Annotated in this window: 22 protein-coding genes; 19 read left to right on the forward strand and 3 right to left on the reverse strand. The window is 33.9% G+C overall.

Annotated elements, in window-relative coordinates:
• The first annotated feature begins 100 nt into the window (after positions 1-100).
• The 9 genes from AABJ44_RS08770 to AABJ44_RS08810 all read left to right on the forward strand — a co-directional run bounded on the left by AABJ44_RS08770 (position 101) and on the right by AABJ44_RS08810 (position 9,181).
• The gene (locus AABJ44_RS08770) at positions 101-1,240 is read left to right on the forward strand and encodes a phage portal protein (protein WP_338368506.1); all 1,140 of its coding nucleotides are present in this window, start codon (positions 101-103) and stop codon (positions 1,238-1,240) included.
• Positions 1,240-1,890: a helix-turn-helix transcriptional regulator gene (locus AABJ44_RS08775; protein ID WP_338368507.1), complete on the forward strand. Its 651-nt coding sequence runs from the start codon at positions 1,240-1,242 to the stop codon at positions 1,888-1,890. Before AABJ44_RS08770 ends, AABJ44_RS08775 begins: the two co-directional genes overlap by 1 nt.
• Positions 1,887-2,513, forward strand: coding sequence for an HK97 family phage prohead protease (locus AABJ44_RS08780; protein WP_338368508.1), 627 nt, complete (start codon positions 1,887-1,889; stop codon positions 2,511-2,513). The genes AABJ44_RS08775 and AABJ44_RS08780 overlap by 4 nt, the downstream gene beginning before the upstream one ends.
• A gap of 80 nt (positions 2,514-2,593) precedes the next feature.
• Positions 2,594-3,901 (forward strand): phage major capsid protein, encoded by a 1,308-nt coding sequence (locus AABJ44_RS08785; protein ID WP_338368509.1) that lies wholly within the window; start codon positions 2,594-2,596, stop codon positions 3,899-3,901.
• A gap of 169 nt (positions 3,902-4,070) precedes the next feature.
• Positions 4,071-4,565, forward strand: coding sequence for a hypothetical protein (locus tag AABJ44_RS08790; protein WP_338368510.1), 495 nt, complete (start codon positions 4,071-4,073; stop codon positions 4,563-4,565).
• Entirely contained in the window at positions 4,562-4,954 is a 393-nt protein-coding gene (locus tag AABJ44_RS08795) for a hypothetical protein (protein ID WP_338368511.1), read from the forward strand. Before AABJ44_RS08790 ends, AABJ44_RS08795 begins: the two co-directional genes overlap by 4 nt.
• Positions 4,955-5,003: 49 nt before the next feature.
• Positions 5,004-6,443, forward strand: coding sequence for a MutH/Sau3AI family endonuclease (locus AABJ44_RS08800; RefSeq protein ID WP_338368512.1), 1,440 nt, complete (start codon positions 5,004-5,006; stop codon positions 6,441-6,443).
• Between the two features lie 57 nt (positions 6,444-6,500).
• Complete coding sequence (dcm, locus tag AABJ44_RS08805) at positions 6,501-7,829, forward strand: DNA (cytosine-5-)-methyltransferase (protein ID WP_338368514.1); 1,329 nt, start codon at positions 6,501-6,503, stop codon at positions 7,827-7,829.
• Positions 7,830-7,867: 38 nt separating this feature from the next.
• Positions 7,868-9,181 carry a restriction endonuclease gene (locus AABJ44_RS08810; RefSeq protein WP_338368516.1) on the forward strand — a complete coding sequence of 438 codons (1,314 nt, stop codon included), beginning with the start codon at positions 7,868-7,870 and terminating at the stop codon, positions 9,179-9,181.
• A gap of 71 nt (positions 9,182-9,252) precedes the next feature.
• Here the strand turns inward: AABJ44_RS08810 and AABJ44_RS08815 are convergent, their stop codons facing one another.
• Both AABJ44_RS08815 and AABJ44_RS08820 read right to left on the reverse strand, forming a co-directional pair.
• Positions 9,253-10,209: a hypothetical protein gene (locus AABJ44_RS08815; RefSeq protein ID WP_338368517.1), complete on the reverse strand. Its 957-nt coding sequence runs from the start codon at positions 10,207-10,209 to the stop codon at positions 9,253-9,255.
• 35 nt (positions 10,210-10,244) lie between these two features.
• Positions 10,245-11,138: a hypothetical protein gene (locus AABJ44_RS08820; protein ID WP_338368519.1), complete on the reverse strand. Its 894-nt coding sequence runs from the start codon at positions 11,136-11,138 to the stop codon at positions 10,245-10,247.
• A gap of 94 nt (positions 11,139-11,232) precedes the next feature.
• Here AABJ44_RS08820 and AABJ44_RS08825 point away from each other — a divergent pair, with 94 nt between their 5' ends.
• Both AABJ44_RS08825 and AABJ44_RS08830 read left to right on the forward strand, forming a co-directional pair.
• Complete coding sequence (locus tag AABJ44_RS08825) at positions 11,233-12,390, forward strand: hypothetical protein (RefSeq protein ID WP_338368520.1); 1,158 nt, start codon at positions 11,233-11,235, stop codon at positions 12,388-12,390.
• Between the two features lie 12 nt (positions 12,391-12,402).
• Complete coding sequence (locus tag AABJ44_RS08830) at positions 12,403-13,095, forward strand: hypothetical protein (protein WP_338368521.1); 693 nt, start codon at positions 12,403-12,405, stop codon at positions 13,093-13,095.
• A gap of 23 nt (positions 13,096-13,118) precedes the next feature.
• Here AABJ44_RS08830 and AABJ44_RS08835 read toward each other — a convergent pair whose 3' ends face one another.
• Positions 13,119-14,216: a hypothetical protein gene (locus tag AABJ44_RS08835; protein WP_338368523.1), complete on the reverse strand. Its 1,098-nt coding sequence runs from the start codon at positions 14,214-14,216 to the stop codon at positions 13,119-13,121.
• A 104-nt stretch (positions 14,217-14,320) separates the two neighbouring features.
• Between AABJ44_RS08835 and AABJ44_RS08840 the strand changes: the two genes are divergently transcribed.
• The 8 genes from AABJ44_RS08840 to AABJ44_RS08875 all read left to right on the forward strand — a co-directional run bounded on the left by AABJ44_RS08840 (position 14,321) and on the right by AABJ44_RS08875 (position 18,867).
• Entirely contained in the window at positions 14,321-15,100 is a 780-nt protein-coding gene (locus AABJ44_RS08840) for a hypothetical protein (RefSeq protein WP_338368524.1), read from the forward strand.
• A gap of 62 nt (positions 15,101-15,162) precedes the next feature.
• Positions 15,163-16,665, forward strand: a complete 1,503-nt coding sequence (locus tag AABJ44_RS08845) for a hypothetical protein (protein ID WP_338368525.1) — start codon at positions 15,163-15,165, stop codon at positions 16,663-16,665.
• Between the two features lie 41 nt (positions 16,666-16,706).
• Positions 16,707-16,973 (forward strand): hypothetical protein, encoded by a 267-nt coding sequence (locus AABJ44_RS08850; protein WP_338368528.1) that lies wholly within the window; start codon positions 16,707-16,709, stop codon positions 16,971-16,973.
• Between the two features lies 1 nt (position 16,974).
• Positions 16,975-17,550 carry a peptidoglycan endopeptidase gene (locus AABJ44_RS08855; RefSeq protein WP_338368530.1) on the forward strand — a complete coding sequence of 192 codons (576 nt, stop codon included), beginning with the start codon at positions 16,975-16,977 and terminating at the stop codon, positions 17,548-17,550.
• On the forward strand, positions 17,547-17,765 hold the full coding sequence (locus AABJ44_RS08860) for a hypothetical protein (protein ID WP_338368531.1): 219 nt from the start codon (positions 17,547-17,549) through the stop codon (positions 17,763-17,765). Before AABJ44_RS08855 ends, AABJ44_RS08860 begins: the two co-directional genes overlap by 4 nt.
• On the forward strand, positions 17,740-18,039 hold the full coding sequence (locus tag AABJ44_RS08865) for a hypothetical protein (protein WP_338368533.1): 300 nt from the start codon (positions 17,740-17,742) through the stop codon (positions 18,037-18,039). Before AABJ44_RS08860 ends, AABJ44_RS08865 begins: the two co-directional genes overlap by 26 nt.
• Before the next feature lie 7 nt (positions 18,040-18,046).
• On the forward strand, positions 18,047-18,316 hold the full coding sequence (locus AABJ44_RS08870) for a hypothetical protein (RefSeq protein WP_338368535.1): 270 nt from the start codon (positions 18,047-18,049) through the stop codon (positions 18,314-18,316).
• Complete coding sequence (locus AABJ44_RS08875) at positions 18,313-18,867, forward strand: hypothetical protein (RefSeq protein WP_338368537.1); 555 nt, start codon at positions 18,313-18,315, stop codon at positions 18,865-18,867. The genes AABJ44_RS08870 and AABJ44_RS08875 overlap by 4 nt, the downstream gene beginning before the upstream one ends.
• Position 18,868: the final 1 nt, after the last annotated feature.

The following is an 18,868-nucleotide window of genomic DNA, read 5'->3' on the forward strand; positions in this document are numbered from 1 at the left end:
CAGATAATTACGGATAAATAAGGTATACAGAAAAGTGAGTTTATTCAGAAAGAAGCAGCAGAAGCAATTGCAGAGTTTCAATCAACTCAATAGCGAGGATGTGGCTGAAGATTTTAGTGTCAGGGAAAAGAAAACCTGCACGGATCCATATTTGCAGCATGCCTGGGTTTCTGTGTGCATCGATATTTTAACTCGTAATGTTGCGAGAGCTGAATTCGAAGTTCGTAAAAACGGAACGGTTGAACGTGAAACGTCCCTAGCAAATCTTTTTAGATATCCAAATAAAAATCTGAGCCGCTTTGATTTATGGAAACAGACTTGTGCCTGGTGGAGTCTGGACGGTGAAGCCTTCTGGTGGTTCGGGGAAAATTATGTCTGTGGAATTCCAACTGAAATATACATTCTTAATCCTCGTAATATGCAGCACGTTGTGAATGATGGAAAAATTACTAAGTGGGTCTATACAGAAGAAGTCAGTGGACGGCCACTGATGATTCTTCCAGATGAAATAATTCATTTTAAGGACTGGAACCCATGGAATGTTTACAGGGGCGTAAGTCCGCTGGTAAGTTTGGGGCTTGAGGTTGAACAGGATTTGCTTGCGGCAAAGCAGAACACAGGCTTGCTTAAAGAAGGAGGCGTACCGAAAGGATTACTGAAAACGGACCAGGTATTAACAGAAGCTGAAGCAGAACTTTTAGCTAGAACCTGGGACAGAAAGTATGGCCGCGGCATGAAGAATCGTGTTGCTGTGTTAGGTAAAGGCACAGAGTATCAGCCGCTTACTTTTAGCCCTGATGTTCTGAAACTTTATGATATGAAAAAATGGAATCTTTATACTCTTCTGGCAAAATACGGCATTCCGCCACGAGTGGCAAATATACAAGATTCCAAGAGCTCTTTAAGTGGCACGGATACAGAAAACCAGCACCGTGCATTCTGGAACTTTACGCTGATACCTCTTCTAAGAAACTTTGAACAGATTCTTGAAGTGCAGTTTTTCAGAAGATTTAATTTGTCGGAAACCGGCGAGTTCAATCTTAATTCCATTCCCGAGTTGCAGGAATCGGAGGACGCCCAGAGCAACCGGGATATCGCTGAGATTAATGCAGGTCTCAAGACGATAAATGATGTTTTGAGACAACGGGGAGAAAACGAAAAGCCGTGGGGCGACATCTGGTATAAGCCCTCTTCTCTGACTGCAGTTGATTCAGAAAGTACTAAGGAGTCAAAAAACTAATGAAAAATGTTTTTATTTCAACTACCGATGAATGCGCAAGAGAAATAATTAAATGTTCAGTTAAAAAAGTTTTTCCACAGGCACAGGTTATTTATGACATGAATGACACTGAGGCTTTGTATCATTTAAAGTATGACGCCGGCAATGCAATCTTTTTTGACAGATTGTATATGAGTTATGTATTGAAGTTCAATATTGCGGCTTTGAAAACTATGAATGAGAGCAACAAAATCTACTTCTGTGAATCTGGCGATTGTTCTCCATATTTTGGCATAAGGCTTTATGACCTGAAGGTTGACGGCTTTATGAGCAATATCGAAAGAGTTGATGACTTTGTAAAAAAACTCAAAGTTATCAGCACTGGAAGACCTTACTTCCAGCAGGAAGTTTTTGACTATCTTGAAAATCGACATGTACGCAAAAATGAACGAAAAGCAATTACTGAGGTAACTGATTTGGAATATCAGATTGGACTTTTACTTGGACAGGGATATCAATTAAAAGATATCAGTGACCGTCTGCACATTTCGTTGAGTGCTGTAGGAAATCATATTCACTGGCTTAAGAAGAAAATTGGCTATAAGTGTATGAATGACTTTGCAATTCTGAATAAGCAGATGGAAAAATTTAATTTAAGGAGCTGCATTTGATAGTCAAAGTTGATGGTATTGAAAACAAAGAACTTGGATGCCGTGAAAAGCTTTTGAGTTTCTTAAAAGAAAATACACACGGCGGAAAAGTTTCGCCGCAGGTCGAAGTTTTCAAAAGCATTGATGTACAGAAAGATTCATTTCATTGGGTAATGAGTACCTTTGATGTGGACCGTGATTTTGAAAAAGTAGATCCAACCGGATGGAACTTGAAGAACTATCTTGCGAATCCTGTAATCCTCTGGAGTCATGATTACACTATTCCGGCAATCGGCTATGCCGAAAACGTAAAAGCCGAAACAGTCCTGGAGGGAGATATTGTATTCAACTCAAAAGAGTTTGACGAGTTCGGATGGAGTATCGGCCAGAGAGTTAAGGCCGGAGCTTTACGCTGTGGCTCAGTTGGATTTATTGCGGAGGAAGTTGAATTCCTTGAAGCAAAAGACCGCGAATGCGATCTGATTTTCAGAAAGCAGGAGCTTCTGGAATTTTCTATTTGTTGTGTTCCAGCAAATCCTTTTGCCAGGAGCGGAGAGAAACGGCTTGAGATAACGGAAGTAATTCAGGAACCAGAAACACTTTCGTTTTATGACAGATTGAGTAAAGGCCTGGCACGGGCTTAGAAGTGCACAATAAAAAAAAGAGGAAGCGCAGCTGCAACTGCACTTCCTCAAATCACCAATAAGCTTAAGGGGGCCAATTGATGAATGAAGTAATTGTATCACTTCAGCAGAAATTAGAGAACATGAAAACTCTTGTTCCTACTGAAGCTGCAACACCTGAACAGATTTCAAAGTATTTCAACGAAAACGAAGAAATCATTGCAGGTATTTTGAAGGCTGCTGACAGTCAGACAACTGCCACAACATCAGAACTTGAAGGAATTAAAGAAGCTGTAAAAGAGCTTCGTAACCTTATGCGCAAAGCTGATGCCGAAATGAAACCACTCTCTTACAGAGACGTTTGTTACAACCTCGGTAAAGCTTTGTGTGCTGCCTGGAACAAGGATGCACAGACTCTTGGAGAACTCAAGTTCTGTCCTAACATCAGAGCTGAAAAATGGAACAATCCAAAAGACTTCAGCTGGGAAACCGGAAAAGGCTTTGTGCCATCTAAAGCTGTTCTTGGTGAGCCAATCGGAAACCTCGCCAACAATGACCAGTATCTTATCAATCCAATTTACGAAGAGACTATCATGCAGGAAGTTGCAAAACAGTCTCAGATGATGAACCTCGTAACTCATCGCCCGATGAGCGGTCCATCTATTTTCATTCCAGAACGTGACCGCGGCGGCATCGAGCTTAAATGGCTGACTTCTTACGGTCAGAAAATCGATGCTACAAAATCAAACATGCCAACAAGAACAGAACTCAAAGCTTACACACTTGCAGGCTATGTTCCATTCTTTGACGAGTTCGGAGAAGATGTTTTTGTGGACCTTGGAAAGATGTTCCTCGAAGATTTTACAGAGGCATACGGACAGGAGTTTGACCGCCAGTGCTTGATTGCGGATGCAGATCCATTTACAGGAGCCATCAACATGACTCATGCAGAAAAGCATGCAATCTCAGGTACAGATGTATCTTCTCTTACATATCTCGACTTCAGAGCTGCAGAACTCAAAGTTGAACCGGAAGAAAGAAAATACTGCAAGTGGATTTTGAACGAGACTGTTCTCAACCACATTGCAAACATTCAGGACGACAACCACAATCCAATCTGGAGAAAGCCAGGCGACGGAATGCCAGGCCGCATTGACGGATATGACGTTGTGGAATCAAGACTGATGCCACAGCTCGCAGACATCGAAGCTGACAACGTGATTGCCATCTTCATGAATCCAAAAAGAATCATTCACGGAAACCGCAAAGGAATCGAAATCAAGAGATTTGATGAAACAACAGAATCTCTTGAATACGGAGAGCTCTTTATGCGCTTCAGAAAGCGTGACGGCTTCCTTGTTACAAGACCTGCCAAAAACATGGTTCTTCTCAAAACTGCAGAAGAATAAGTTTAATACCAGAGAGCAATATATATTGCCCTTTGGAAAGCGGGGGCGAAAATTCCCAAACCGAAGTGAAGACAAATGCAAGGCTGCGTAGCACCCGAAGGGCTTGGCCTTGCATTTGACTGAACGAAGGTTATAATGGCCTTTGCCCCGCTTTTCCGAGGAAAGAGATTTGAAACCATTTACCTTTGAAGAGCTTCAGAAAATATTAGAGCTTAATGCAAACGAAATTGATACTGACATTCTTATCTTTAATGCTTCACTTTCTTACGTTGAAAATCTTTTAGGCTACCAGCTTGAAGACAAGAACTACAATGAATTACAAACTGTAAAAGACTGTCAGGTTTTCACAGACCATGAAAATATTTCTGAGATGATAAACATCATCGATATGAACACAAAGCTTCGTGTACCAAACTGTGTAATAGACGGACAGCGTATAATCCTTCTTGATCCTAAACTTGAAGGACATGTACTGTTCCTGAATTACAATGCAGGATTCCTTGAAGATACATTACCAGCAGATTTGAAGGAAGCAATCATTAAACTTTTCATCTTGAAAAAGAAAGAGTTTTTGAAACTGCAGAATGATCCGGAAACTACTGCCTTTGAAATACCTGCAGATATTCAATCTGTAATCAATATACATAGAAGAAAACGGTTATGAAAAGCTTTGAAAATGTTTATTACGAACTGGAAGAACTGTTTATACATCAGCTTCCTTTATATATAGACAAGATTAATAAGGAATACAATGATGGAATAATTTTAAAAAAATTTGAAAATCGTAAACTTGAAGAAGACTGTATAAAACTTCCGAGTTTTAAGTTTAACCTGAATGAATCTGAATACTCTGAGAAAGATAGAATTATTGAAAATACAATTTTTACTGTAAGTTTTGAAATTAAACTACAGGAAAATGAAAAACTCAAAATCATCACTCTTTACAGATATTTAGAAGCTATGCAGAAAATGATAGAAGAAACTGATTCATGTTTTATTTATCATTTTTTTGAATTAAAAGAAAACTTACTTAAAGTAAAAATAACCTTGTAAGAAGACTTAAATAATAGAACGATTTATACAAAGGTGGTATAATATATATATGGCACAGAACATTGAACACACATATACAAAAAAAGAAGTTGAAAATTTACTTGAAGCTTGTCTTAATAAAACCTTAGGTGAAATCGATAAAAATCATGTATTTGACAAGACAAAGACAAATCCTAAAATTACAGGAATTGCTGGTGATGTAATAGAACAGTCAGTATTCGGATATGAAGCAAACAGTGATTCTTCTCCAGATTTAAACATTGATGGAATATTAACTGAGTTAAAAACAACAGGTATACGTGTTTCAAAAAAGAATAAAAAACAATATCAAGCAAAAGAACCTATGTCTATTACTGGAGTTTCTCCGAATATAATTATTAATGAAGAGTTTGAAGATTCTCGATTCTGGCATAAGTTAGCACATCTTCTTCTTGTTTATTATTTGTACGCTTCAAATAAAACAGTTCTTGCTGCTGAATATGCTAACTTCTTTGTAAAAGGTTATCAATTTCTTGAGTTCTCTGAAGACGATAAAAAGATTTTGGAACAGGACTGGCTTATAGTACGCAATTTTATTCGTTCATTGAATAAGAATGAAGCGTTATACCCTGAGATATCACATCTTAGAGATAAACTTTTATTTATTGATACAGCTCCAAAATGGCCACATCCTCCAAGATTCAGATTAAAGAGAACTGTTGTTTCTAATATTGTTCAGAAACATTTTAATGGGTCTCTCGAACAGCTGCCAAAAACTTATGATACATATGCTGATATTGATAAAGCTTGCCATGAAATAACACAAAAATATAAGAATAAGACAGTAGCTGAATTAGCTGATGAGTTCGCAATTAAAGGAAAAATAACCAAAGCAATAGGCGAAAGGCTTACAGTAAATATGTTCGGTGGTAAAGCTAAGAAAATGCAGAAAATCGATCTTTTTAGTAAAATCGGCTTACTTGGAAAAACAATTGTACTTACGGAAAAAGGAAAACGAACAGAAGATATGAAACTTTTTCGCATAAATTTTGATGAAATTATAAATGAAAATGAAAAATTTACAGACTCGATGTTTTATGACTATTTTAATGAAAATCAACTTTTGTGTATAATATTTGAAGAACACGATTCTTCTGATTTTAGTAAAAATACTTTCCTTGGATTCAAGAGAATTTCTTTCTCAGATGATTTTATTAATTTATATGTACAATCTGTATGGCAGAGAATAAGAGAGCTTGTAATATATAAAGAATTAAAAAACGTTGTTTGTTTAGATAAAAATGGTAATCCAATTATAAATAAAACTGGAGTTGAAAAGTCGGCTCCTAATTTTCCGAAATCTTCAGAAAATGTAATATTTGTTCGAGGTGACAGTGGAAATTCAAAAATGAAAACTGAAACTGTAAATGGAATAGAAATGTATAATCAATATATTTGGATAAAAGGCAGTTATATGGCAAAAAAACTGGATGAAAAAGAATTTATCTAAAATGTCTAGCTAAATCTTGATCCTTTTTGGAAAATCGGATATATTTTAATTATGTGTATGCAAAAAACTGTCTGCGAATTATTCGCTGGGGTTGGCGGTTTTAGGTGCGGCCTCAATTCAATTAAAAATAAAGATTTTACTCCCTCTTCAGAAACTTGGAAAACTGTATGGTTTAATCAGTGGGAACCTGGTAAAAAGAATCAGTGGGCTCACGACTGTTATGTAAAACACTTCGGTACAAGCCTTGATTTGAATGGCGAAGATACAACTAATATAGATATTTCAGCAGTAGATAAAAAAGCAATTCCAGACCATAACCTTTTGGTAGGTGGATTTCCATGCCAGGATTATTCTGTCGCAAGAAGTCTTAACGGTGAAAAAGGAATTGAAGGTAAAAAAGGTGTTCTCTGGTGGTCTATTTGGGATATCCTTAAAACTAAGAAATCGCCTTTTGTACTTCTTGAAAATGTAGACAGACTTTTGCTTTCCCCTTCTAAACAGAGAGGCCGTGATTTTGGAATCATTCTTTCTTGTTTGAACAATGAAAATTATGTCGTTGAATGGCGTGTTGTAAATGCAGCTGAGTATGGAGAAGTCCAGAGACGTCGCCGTACTTTTATTTTTGCATATAAAGCAGACACCAATTTTGCAAAATCCTTGAATCTTTCAAAAGACACAAATCTTGTTTCTGAGATTCTGGAAACTAAAGGATTCTTCGCTAAGTCATTCCCCGTAAAAAAGATTGATATTGCAAAGATTAATACAACAGATATTTCCAATGATGTTGCAAACGTATCTGACACTTTTAGTTTTGACTTCTGTAATTCTGGTATCATGTTTAACGGAACAATCTATACGGTAAAATCAACTCCAGTTGCATTTAAGTCTGAAACAATTGGCGACATTATTGAAAAGGAAACTGTTGATCAGAAATATTTTATTCCGAATGAACGTCTTTATTTTACAGACCCAGCTAGCACTCATTCTGATGAAACAGAAACAGAACTTCCTGCAGAAAGCCGTCACACCTGGCAATATATTAAAGGTGCAAAAAGAAAATATCGTACTGCTGCAAATGGACATAAATATATTTATTCTGAAGGTGCTATTCCAATGATTGATGAATGGAATAAACCTGCAAGAACTATGCTTACAAGCGAAGGTAGTTTTAACCGCAGCACTCACATTGTAAGAGACTTCACAAATCAGCAGATTCGAATCCTTACGCCTAAAGAAACTGAAAGAATTCAGGGATTCCCTGATGATTGGACAAATACAGGTATGCCTGAAAAATTCAGATATTTCTGTATGGGAAATGCTTTAGTGGTTCCTCTTATTTCTAGGATGGAAAAAAACATTGAACAAATTTTTGTGGATGAACCGTAAATCCATCTTCATATATTAATGAGGCAAGTAATAAAAAGATGTCAACTGTACAGGTAGGTGATGAGTTTGAAGCTAAGGTTTTCCGTCTTTTTTCTATTCTTTTAAAAGAAGGAAGTCTATTTGTTCCTCCTAATTCAAATATATTTCAGAAAAAGAAATATTATTCAGATCAAAGAAAAGATGATATTGTTTTTGATATAGCTATAGAATCATATATACCTGGTAGTTTGGAACCCTCATTAATCATTTTTATAGAATGTAAGCACTATAAAGAAAAAGTACCTATTAGTGACATTGAAGAATTTCATTCTAAAGTTGAACAAATCGCACCCAACGCTAACAAAGCTATTTTAGTTACAAATAGTTCTTTTTCAGAACAGGGTATAAATTTTGCAAAAGCAAACCATATTGCTTTAGTTCGTATTTTTGATGATGATAATATTAATTGGCTTTTGCCAAGAGAAGTTACAGGTTCAATCACATATAAGGAAATTGAATCTGCAGAACAAGAAATCTTATATGCACTTTGTGAAGATGAATATAAAATAATAAATAATTCAATCTTATATTTTAATGGTTACCCAATGTATGATTCTATTGGTTTTATAGAATCTATCTATAACTACGGTGATTATCATAGTCATAACAAGAATAACATAATTCTTGAGAAATTATATCAGAATGACATTACCTTACCAGAAATTGATTTTTTAAACGATTCTACATTAATCTCTATCGCCAATAATTTTAGACAAACACTAATTGATAAATATCTGATTAATGAATCAAATATTGAAACAAAAGTATTTATTGAATATTTAAAAGATTATTATGATTTTTCAATTGATTTTGTTGATGAGCTAAATTTAACACAACCAATTCGTTATTTGGCATATGTGGATTATGAAAATAAAAAGATTTATATCTTAAATGAAATACTCAAATATGAAAATCGATTAAGGTTTACATTAATTCACGAAATAAGTCATTTACTTTTACATGAAAAATTGCAACAAATATTACTAAACAATAAAACCCTTATTTTACTCCCAGAATCAAAAAAAGCCCGGGTAGAAATACAAGCCAATAAATTGACATCTTTTATTCTTCTTCCTCCTAAAGAACTTATGACTGAATTGAATTATTTAATTCAGAAATATAAATTAAATAGCAACCGTGGTTATTTCATTTATCTCGATTCACAACCATGCAATATTTCTCAATGGAATTACATTTCTACTCACTTATCTAATAAATTTGGTGTATCAAAAGATGTAATTAAGAGAAGACTAAAAGAAATAGGTTTCCTAAAAATTGAGGAAGAACAAATAAAGTCTTTTGGTAACTTTTAATTATAATAATTTAACTCAAAAGAAACTTTTTAGTATCCGTATTGTTATACTAAAACTAAAAATCTTTTGTACTAGCCTATTGGTATTGAAAACATGTCTTTACGATTTTTATCTAATGGAAAACGCCCCATTATATAATTACTTGCAGGTTGTTTATCTGAATATAAAATAATATTCAAACGTGATAAATCAATTTCGAAACAAACATTGTTTAAATCTTGTGTGAATATTGAAGCGTATGAAGACTGGTTTCTTTTTGGAAAAGCTTTTTTATATTCTATATTATATTCAGGTTCAAACCATTTTATCATTGAGGCTTCTATGTATGTTATTTTTTCTTTATCAGGAATTGGAACAGCTCTTCTTTCAGAACATTTTTTTAAGGATTCATCCAATCCGATTGTTGCATCTTTTGTAGGTGCACCCATTGCAGAAATATAAAATAAATTTAAATCAAACTCCACAAATAATATAAAAATTTCTGAGTTATAATCTTTAGAAAGAACATCACTTAAAATTTGCTGAAGAGTACCATGTTGTATCAACCTATCATAGGCATCTCTTTTGAATTTATTTCCATATGATTGTCCTATATACATAACTTTATAATATGATTCAGGTATCTTTTCAGAAGAATAACTACAAAGTTCATTAAACAAAAAAGAGGATTTGTCATAATAATTCATTCGTTTACCATTATTAAAAAGATTAAAGTTCATTCCATTATTAATGATTTCCCATGATAGATTTTCTTTTACTTCTGAATTAACTGGTGTTTGGAAAGAAACTTTTTTGTCTGGGCAACCTTTAATACAAAAATCGTATTTTATATTGTTATCATTTTTTTCAATATTAGTTAAAAGAATTCTTGGACGTTTAAGAATTATGTAATGATGATAGTTATGCATTTTTATTTCTTTTTTAACTTCTTCATCTTTCAATGAATCAGGAGTCAGAATACAATTATATATAGAAACAGCACTAACAGTTTCTTCTATGGCATATTTCGCCTTAAGTTTTTTTGACATTTTTTACTCCATTTTTTTAATATTAATAAAAAGATTTATTCTCCAAACTCTTCTAGATTAGCAGCTGTATAAACTGTCTTAGCTTTGCCGTTTACATAAGTTTCGCTTACCAAGATTGTTTGGCCTCTTTTTTTTGTATAAAAGTCAGAAGTCAATTTTTTGAAATAAGCTCTACGGGAGTGAGACATAACAGTTCTTGTTGAAGAGGCTTTTATCATTTCATCGACTTTTTCTGCGATGATAATATTTCTTGCATTTACAGCTGTATATTCTTCTTTGAGATTTTTAGGTGGTCCATCTTCTATGCACTCGGGAAATGTGTTTAAATATATCAATGTATTTACAGCTAACTGAAAATATTCAACAACTTGCTGTGCAGATTCAGAATTATCTTTTACAAGAGTTTTATAATCTTCTACAGAAATATAACCAGGATTAGAACCAACAAGCCAGGTAAACACAAGCTTCTTAGTTTCCGGATTATATGTAAAACTGAATGCATATCCTTTTTCTTCAGATTCATATGGAATATGTAAACCGAAATCTAACATCTTTTCTTTTTCGCCGGTTTTAATGACATGTCCTAAAGTTGTTAATGCACCTCCATCTATTTCTAATCCCATTTCATAAATAGTTTGCATTAATCCATCAAAATCTTTTATTGGTAAACTTTGCAAAAAATCGCGTAATGATTTATCTACAAAAAAAAGATGCATAAAATCTTTTTGAGTATCAGCATAGAACATATCACTAATTAAGATATTTGCTTGTACAGGTCTACCATCGGGAATAAATGGATTTGTAATTTGAGGAGTCATCCAAGTCCAAATAAATTCTTTTACACTTAAATCTTTATTTCCTTTTCTTGCTTTTTTATAAGCTTCTCTGAGAACATAAAGAGGTTCGCTATACCAGATTTTTTTACCCATAATGTAACCCTTTTCAAAATCTAATTATACCATAACTCTTATTAGTCACAAAATAATAAAATAGTGGTATAATCATTTTTAGGAGTTTGTATTAATGAAAAGAATATTATTTTTTCTATCTATTCTTATACTAAGTGCATATACAATTTATGCCGAAACATGGACAACCTTAAAGGAAAGAACAATAAAACTGCAAACTATAAGCATAAGTCAGAGTGATACAGAACTCGTTACACTTGCTGCAGCAACTACATATCAAGATGGTGTAATAATTTTTTATTGCCATGCAGGACTTAGAGAAAAAGAAATATTAATGTCAGTTTATAATTTTGTTGAAGAAGAATTAATAAATCATTACATAGATGTATTTAAGACTACATCAAATATTATAAATGATTTCAAAAATGAAGAAATTGTATATCCTATTAATTTTGAAACTGATCCTTTAGATAAATCTGGGATCCTCCCTTGTTCTAGAGTACATTTATACCTTGGCTCATACGTTGATAAAGTTGCAGGTGATATATTAAAAAAGAAAGGAATAAAACCTACCGAAGTTCCAGAAAAACCAATACCATATAACCGAATGAATCAAATCATGAATAAATATAAAATTAAGGTTTATGAAGAACAACCAAAAACACAGCAACAGGAACCAACACTTACTATTGAAACAGAACCTGAAAATATATCACCAAATACAAAAATTGAAGCTGAAAACAAATCAACTAAAACAGAACCTGTAATAACACAAGAAAAAGAATCAGTAGCCACAACAGAAGAAAATAAACCTGAACATGATATTACAAGCTTATCACTTATGGGTGGAATTTCTTTACAATTAAAACCCATTATTGATTTAAAATTAAGGATATTTTTAAGCAAATATACATTTGTAGTTTTGCAAGTTGGTGGAACACCTGTTAATACAGAAGGAGAAAAGTTTATATCATTTCCTCTCATACCACAGGGGACAATTGGATTTGGTGGATGCTTTACACCAATAGAAGCATATAAAATGAACATTTTTGGATATGCATCTGCTGGTATTGCATATTCAAAACTTAAAGGCGGATATATCAAAGATGGAATATACACTGACTCCTCTTTGTATTTTATGCTTAGAGCATGTGCAGGTATTGATTTTCCTATTACTGAATATTTTTCAATAAGTATACAAGATTGTTTCGACTATTTAATAAATTTAGGATTTACAGATTCTATCAGTGCAGGAATTACGCTAAAATTTTAGGAGAGTATTATTATGAAACAAGTTATATTTTTTATTTCTATACTAATTTCAATTTTCTTCATTACAGCTTGTAGTAATGCTTACCCAGACATTACAAATGCACCTTCTATTTCAAATCTTAATTATCAATCAGGTGGATATTTAAGCTGGGAAGCAATAAACAATGCTTCTTCCTATAACATTTATATGATTGATAAAGATAATAAAGCAACATTAATACAGACTTCAAATAAGACAGAAGCATTTATTAAATATGCTTCTGTGGAAGTTGCAGTTTCTGGTATAATAAATGGAAAAGAAACTTATTTATCTGAGAAGTCAAAAGCGAACAATCTTTGGTGGACAAAGGTAACATGCAATAAAATTGACTCTGGATATTCATTAACTTGGAATGCAGTTCCTGGTGCTGAAGATTATGTATTAATTAGTAAATATAAATCAGAAAGCGGAATGAATTATTCAACTACAAATGATGCATGTGAATATAGTACAAAGGATTTAACTGAGTACCATAATCAACCAGCAGTACCAGGCTCATGGAGTAATACAACGTTAAGTAAAAAATGCAAATCATTAAATACTACGAATAACAACGCTATTTATGATGGAAATTATTTTACAAGTTCATATGCAAAATATATTCATTTGTATGCAAAGATTGGAGATACATATTATTGTATCTCCGATAAAATTAATTTAAAATAATTTATATATAAATATTAATTAAATTATTTAACTTTCTCTGTTTTAAACATCGTTTCAGACATATTACCATTCTCATCAACCCAATAAGACATAGTTTTAGGTATACATATTTTTTCTAACTGAATAAACGAGAATTTTTGAATATCATTTATAATTACATTCCAATTTTTATATAGTTTTTGTAAATGTAAACTACCATCCTTAGTTGAAGAGACAGCAATTAATGATTTCTTAAAATCTCCATTTGCAAAAAAGATACGATCTATACTAATACACTTTCCGATTGCATTATTATAAACAAATGCCAGTTCATCAGGGCTCAAAAAGTTTTCCATATATACTTCAATTTGAGATAAAATATTTAAAATTCTTAAACTTGGAAATGGATGCTTTTCTGAATAGAAATTTTCTAAATATGTTTTAAATTCAACTGAATTATTATCAAAATTAAATAAAATATTTAAAAGATACATAGAACAAATAATATCTTGTATTTCATTTAAGAAAGGAATACAATCATTTTTATCTAATTTGTTTTCTTTTATAAGATCAATTGTATGATTAATAAAATAATTTAACGTGAGGAATATTGCATTTGTATCAGCATCCAACTCTATAGTTTGTAAAAGAAAATTTTTCTCTTCATCATCTTCTTCAAAGTGCATTTCATTTTCACTACAATAAATACCAATTTTATTTAAATAACCACAATGTCCACGTTCTAAATGAGACAACTCATGAGTAATAACGAATATTATAATATACTCAAATAAAGAATTAACAAGATTATTTGCTTCAGCTTTTGTATATATATCAAATATTTTTATGGATGGTTCTGCATATATTAATTTTTCAATAATATCCCTCAGTAAAGTAAAAAACTCAGAAGGAAATGCTATAATACCATTACCTTTATTATCTAAAAATGTAACCGCATTTATTTCACGCCCTTCATAAAAATATAACTCATATTCTTTTTTCCCAAGAATGCCAGGAAAATTATTTTTGCAAAAGATGCGCAAATTATTTAATTGATGATTATTAAAATTAATAGTATCTAAATTTTGTGGATTGTCGATTGAATAAAAAAATTGAACATCTTTATAAATAAACTTTTTCATAATTTATTATATATTTAAATTCTAAAAAAATAAACATGCATATTTTCCCACTAGTTAAAAATAATTAACCTCTGCACTGTGCATTCTGGGCTTACACTGTTGCTATGAATGTACAAGGCAGAGATTGCACACTGACGGTTGCAAAAGACGGTGAATTAATTCCATTACCATACAGCGAGGAAACTGTAAGACAAACGTCGAAAGGCTACTCACTGCCTGGATGCATTGGCGAGAGAAACAGGGAATTAACTGTAGTTACTGAAAAGATTATTGAAGGCTGTTTTATTACACGCCTGGAATATCTTAATGTGCTGCCCCTGTTTCTTTTGTTTTTTAACTGTAATGAAAAGTTTGATCTTTATGCTGACCGTATATTTGAAAAAGTAATTTACAAAAATGTTTTACCAAAGAGCTTTGAACTCCGTGGTGAAAATCACGAAGCTTTCAAGTTGCGACTGGATGTAAAAAACTCTTCTTCATCTTTTGTAGATTCCTGGTCGGTGAACACACCCTCTTTAGAATGGGAACAGAGGCGGACATATTTTTTTGATGGCCACTGTGTTATAGCCGATTTGAAAACGCTGCCTTTAATATACCGTTTTGAACTGAACGGAAGTTTTACAGAAAAGACAAATTACAAAATCAAACTATACTTTCCTCTTAGTGAAGAACACTATCCTGTAAATGATAAAATTGAAAAGCTTAGTATTGTAATCGACCACAATGATGGCATATCTCTTGATTTATACGACTTGGAACCAGTAACAGATTTATGTGATATCAATTGCTCTGATACTGTTTTGTGTTTTCAGACTTTTAATATTACTGGAATTGTTGTTCTCAATATCAGGAACAGCAAAGAAAACATTCAAATTGTTCTATAAATTACCCAATGGTTAAAAATAATTAACCTCCGCACATATAACTTTGGGCTTACACTAGCACTATGAGATTTTACGAGCTTCCGCCTGAAGTTGATAACAAAATTAAAAATCCTCTGGTCCGTCCTTTTGTAAGAATCGTTTTTGAAAAACCTGCAGGTGATGTTTATGTTCCGGATTCTGATATTCTTGAATGTGTAATTACTTCATACAAATCAACTGAGGGTGGAATTGTAAACAGCGGCGAAATTGTATTTGATAATTCTACTGGAATCTTTGATATAGAAAATGATGAGAATCTTGTTCCTGGTCTTGGCATACAGATCTGGTATTGCTTTGGAGACAACACATCAACTTTTTTACGATTTCATCTTTTTGTCGATGATGATGGATTTCAGACTGAGGCCACAGGATATCTGAATCGTACTTGTAAAATCCGTTTGATTGATTTAAGCAGCAGACTCGATAACCAGAAACTGCAAAAGAATTGGACTGACAGTCAGACTGTTGTAGACAGTGTTGTTTGTGACAGAACTAATCCTGAAAAATCTCTTGTCCACATTATTGCAAAACGTGCGGGAATCGAAGCAAGTCAAATTAACTGCGGCCAGCTTCCTTTTACGATTGATTATGTTGAAGTTGTTAATTCCGTATGGAAAGAACTTTGTGCCTTGGGTCGAGCTTATAAAGCAATTGTTGAATGTGGCCGTGACCTTTCTTTAAGTTTTATTGAAAGCCCTTATGATACTCAGAATGAATATTCTGAAGAAAGCTGCATTAACCTCACAGAATTTGAAATTACTCATTACAGATTTTTCAATGAAAATGAAAACTACGCAAATAATGTACGACTTAAATATACACGTTATGTAAGAACTGAACGCCAGGAACTCTGGCACTATTCTGATGCCCCTGTCTGGTATGACGAAGATATGCAAGCTTACTATCCGTTTACTGATGATACACGTGCAATTATTCGTAACAACGATTATGAGGCAATTTACACTGCAAAAAATGAAGAAGGAAAAACACGTAATGTTGTCTGGGCTGATGACTTGACAACTGAAGAAGAATTTCTTGATGAAATGGTAACTGCAGATTCGAGCAGCAATTTTGAGATTGTGCAGTTTGACACAACAAGCCACCACGACAGAGCGATTATTCAACTTTCAAGAAATAGAAATCTGATTGGTCTTTATAAAGCTGCAATATATGGACGTGCAATTATCAGTGAAACAAACTTTTCTGTTTATGTAAAAGATGATGCAGAGATTGCACGTGTTGGACAGATTGCAAAAAACGTTACTTCTAAATATTTGAGTGATGATGAATTTGAAGGTCTTCCTTTTTATGAACGCAGAGCACGTGACTTACTTACTGAATGTACAAAGAAAAAATGCGGCTGGTATTTGACAACTTATCTTTGTCTTGTAGGAGCTCGTGTCGGTGCCTTTATGAATATACGTCTTGATTACAACAAAGGATTTAAGAAAGTTCAGATTGATGAACTGACTTTCAGATACAAAAAGGATTCTGCATTTTCAACTGAATTATGGGTGAAAAACTAAGGGGGTAAAAAATAGAAAAGATTGAATTACTGGTTGAGTCGATGAACGGCTTACAGGTTGAGCTTTCTGGATTCAGATCTGAAATGAAAGAGTTTAAGAAAGCTGTTGAAAAAAGGATGGACTGTCTGGATAACCGCAGTACGGCATGCCAGTTTAATCCAAATGTTTGTGCTACAGCTCGAAGATTGGAAGAACACATTAAGGCTGACAATGGGAAAGCTGGAAGAAATATGGCTGTGATTGCTTGTGTGATTTCTTGCTTCAATGTTGCAATTACAGTCATCACGTTAATTGTAAAAGGTATTTGATATGGAAAAAGGAAATCTAAAAATGAGACTCATGCTTGAAGCTGAAAAAGAAATTGTTGAAGGTCTTACTGAATCAGAACGCTACCGCTACTTTCTTGGACGAATGCAGTTTCTGAAATATGAAAGCGGAAAAGAAAACCTTATCAGTTCTGATTGTTCAGGCTCTGTTTGTCTTGCTCTTCTCCTTGCTACTGGCTGTGCAATTCGTGTTACTGCTGATTCTTTGTTCAGAAAATATTTTACAAAAAAGAATCCTGAGAAAGATGACATACAGGCTGCTTTCTTTGTGACTCTATATGACAGGAAACTTGGAAACAGATTGTACAAGGAAAATGAAGTATGCCATGTTGCAGGAGTTTGTGGCCGCGATGTTGTGCTTAACTGTGTTGAGCCTTATTCAGAGCTTCGCTCTCTTTCTGATATGAAACCTTATTACCAGGCAAATGATTACCGTGTAATTGTTCGCGGACTGGACCGTGAAGCATTACAGAAAGCAAGTGATGATAACGTGGATTTGTTTGGAGCTGACTATCAGTTTGAACAGATTCGAAACGCGATTGATGGAGTACGTGGATGATAAGTTTTCGTTTTCAGAGATTGATTGAAAAACTGCTTAGCGTGAAGTTTGTCATATTTGTAATTGCTACAGTGCTTAAATGCTTTGGAGTTATCGGCGGAGCTGAGTGGCTTACGGTAACTATGGCTGTAATTGCTGGACGTGAGGTTCAGAAGTTTAAGGACTTTAAGTTCACTAAGAAGGAGACGGATGAAGAAAGTTTGGGAAGTGATTAAGAAAATCGGGATTTGGATTGCGACTGTTCTTGTTGCAATTTTTACAGTGCTCTTTGTTAAGGAACAGAGAGACAAGGTGGTTCCGACAGGCTCTACCACCTCTGATAATAATGAGGAGATAAATGCAAAAGCTGAAGCAAAACGCAAAGAAGCGATTGAGCGTATTTCTAATGCTGATGCTCGTTCTATCTGTGAATCTTACGGCTCAGTCTGCGACACAATCGCTGAAGGAAAAGATAGATTCAGAAGACGATGCAAAGGAACTGACAATTGAGGAAGTTATGGAAATTGCAGAAGAAGAAATTGAACGTACTGCTCAAGAGGCAGTTAAGGCTGCTTTACTGGAAGTTGGTGGCGAGGTTGCTTTTGAAAAAGAGAGAGCTGACCAGCTGGAAAAAGCAAAGACAGCTTTAGAGATAGAAAACAAAAAGTTGAAGGAAGAAGCCCAGAAGAAACAGAATCAGTTTTTTTATGGAGCTTTAATCGGTGGAGCTGGCGGCGTTGTTGTTACCAGTTTAGTTTTCAGTTTAGTTATGGGGATTTGCAAATGATTTCAAGTAAAGGAAAAATGAAAGGTCTTGTTACTGTCACTGTTCGTGACTGTAACGGAAATGTAAAGTATTACAAAAATGGATTCTGGCGTCGTATGTTGAGGCTCCCTGCTAAGCCTATGATTTTCAAACATCACAACACAATTACAAATCAGGGAGACGGCTTGATCGCAGATCTTCTGATTTCGAATCCAACACAGAATAAGGTGGATGCAACTAACGGCTACATGAGAGTTGGTACAGGATGGACTGGCTCTACTCCAAAGAACAATACTGGTGTAAACACACCGACAGGTTCATTCAAAAAGCTTGACTCTACTTATCCAAAAACACAGGCTGCTTTTGGTTCATCCGGACAGAACGTTGTTCTTTATAGAACAAGCTTTGCTGCAGGTGACCTCAATGCAAACGGAATCAATGAAGTTGCTTTAATGAACGGAAATACATCTGCTGCTAAGTGCCTGGCTTATGCTCAGATTACTCCTGCAGTAAATGTGACTTCTGCAGATTCACTTCAGATTGACTGGCAGATTACTGTAAGCGGTTCTTGAT

Origin of the sequence: Treponema bryantii (genome assembly GCF_036492245.1) — a bacterium.
GTDB lineage: Bacteria > Spirochaetota > Spirochaetia > Treponematales > Treponemataceae > Treponema_D > Treponema_D bryantii_C.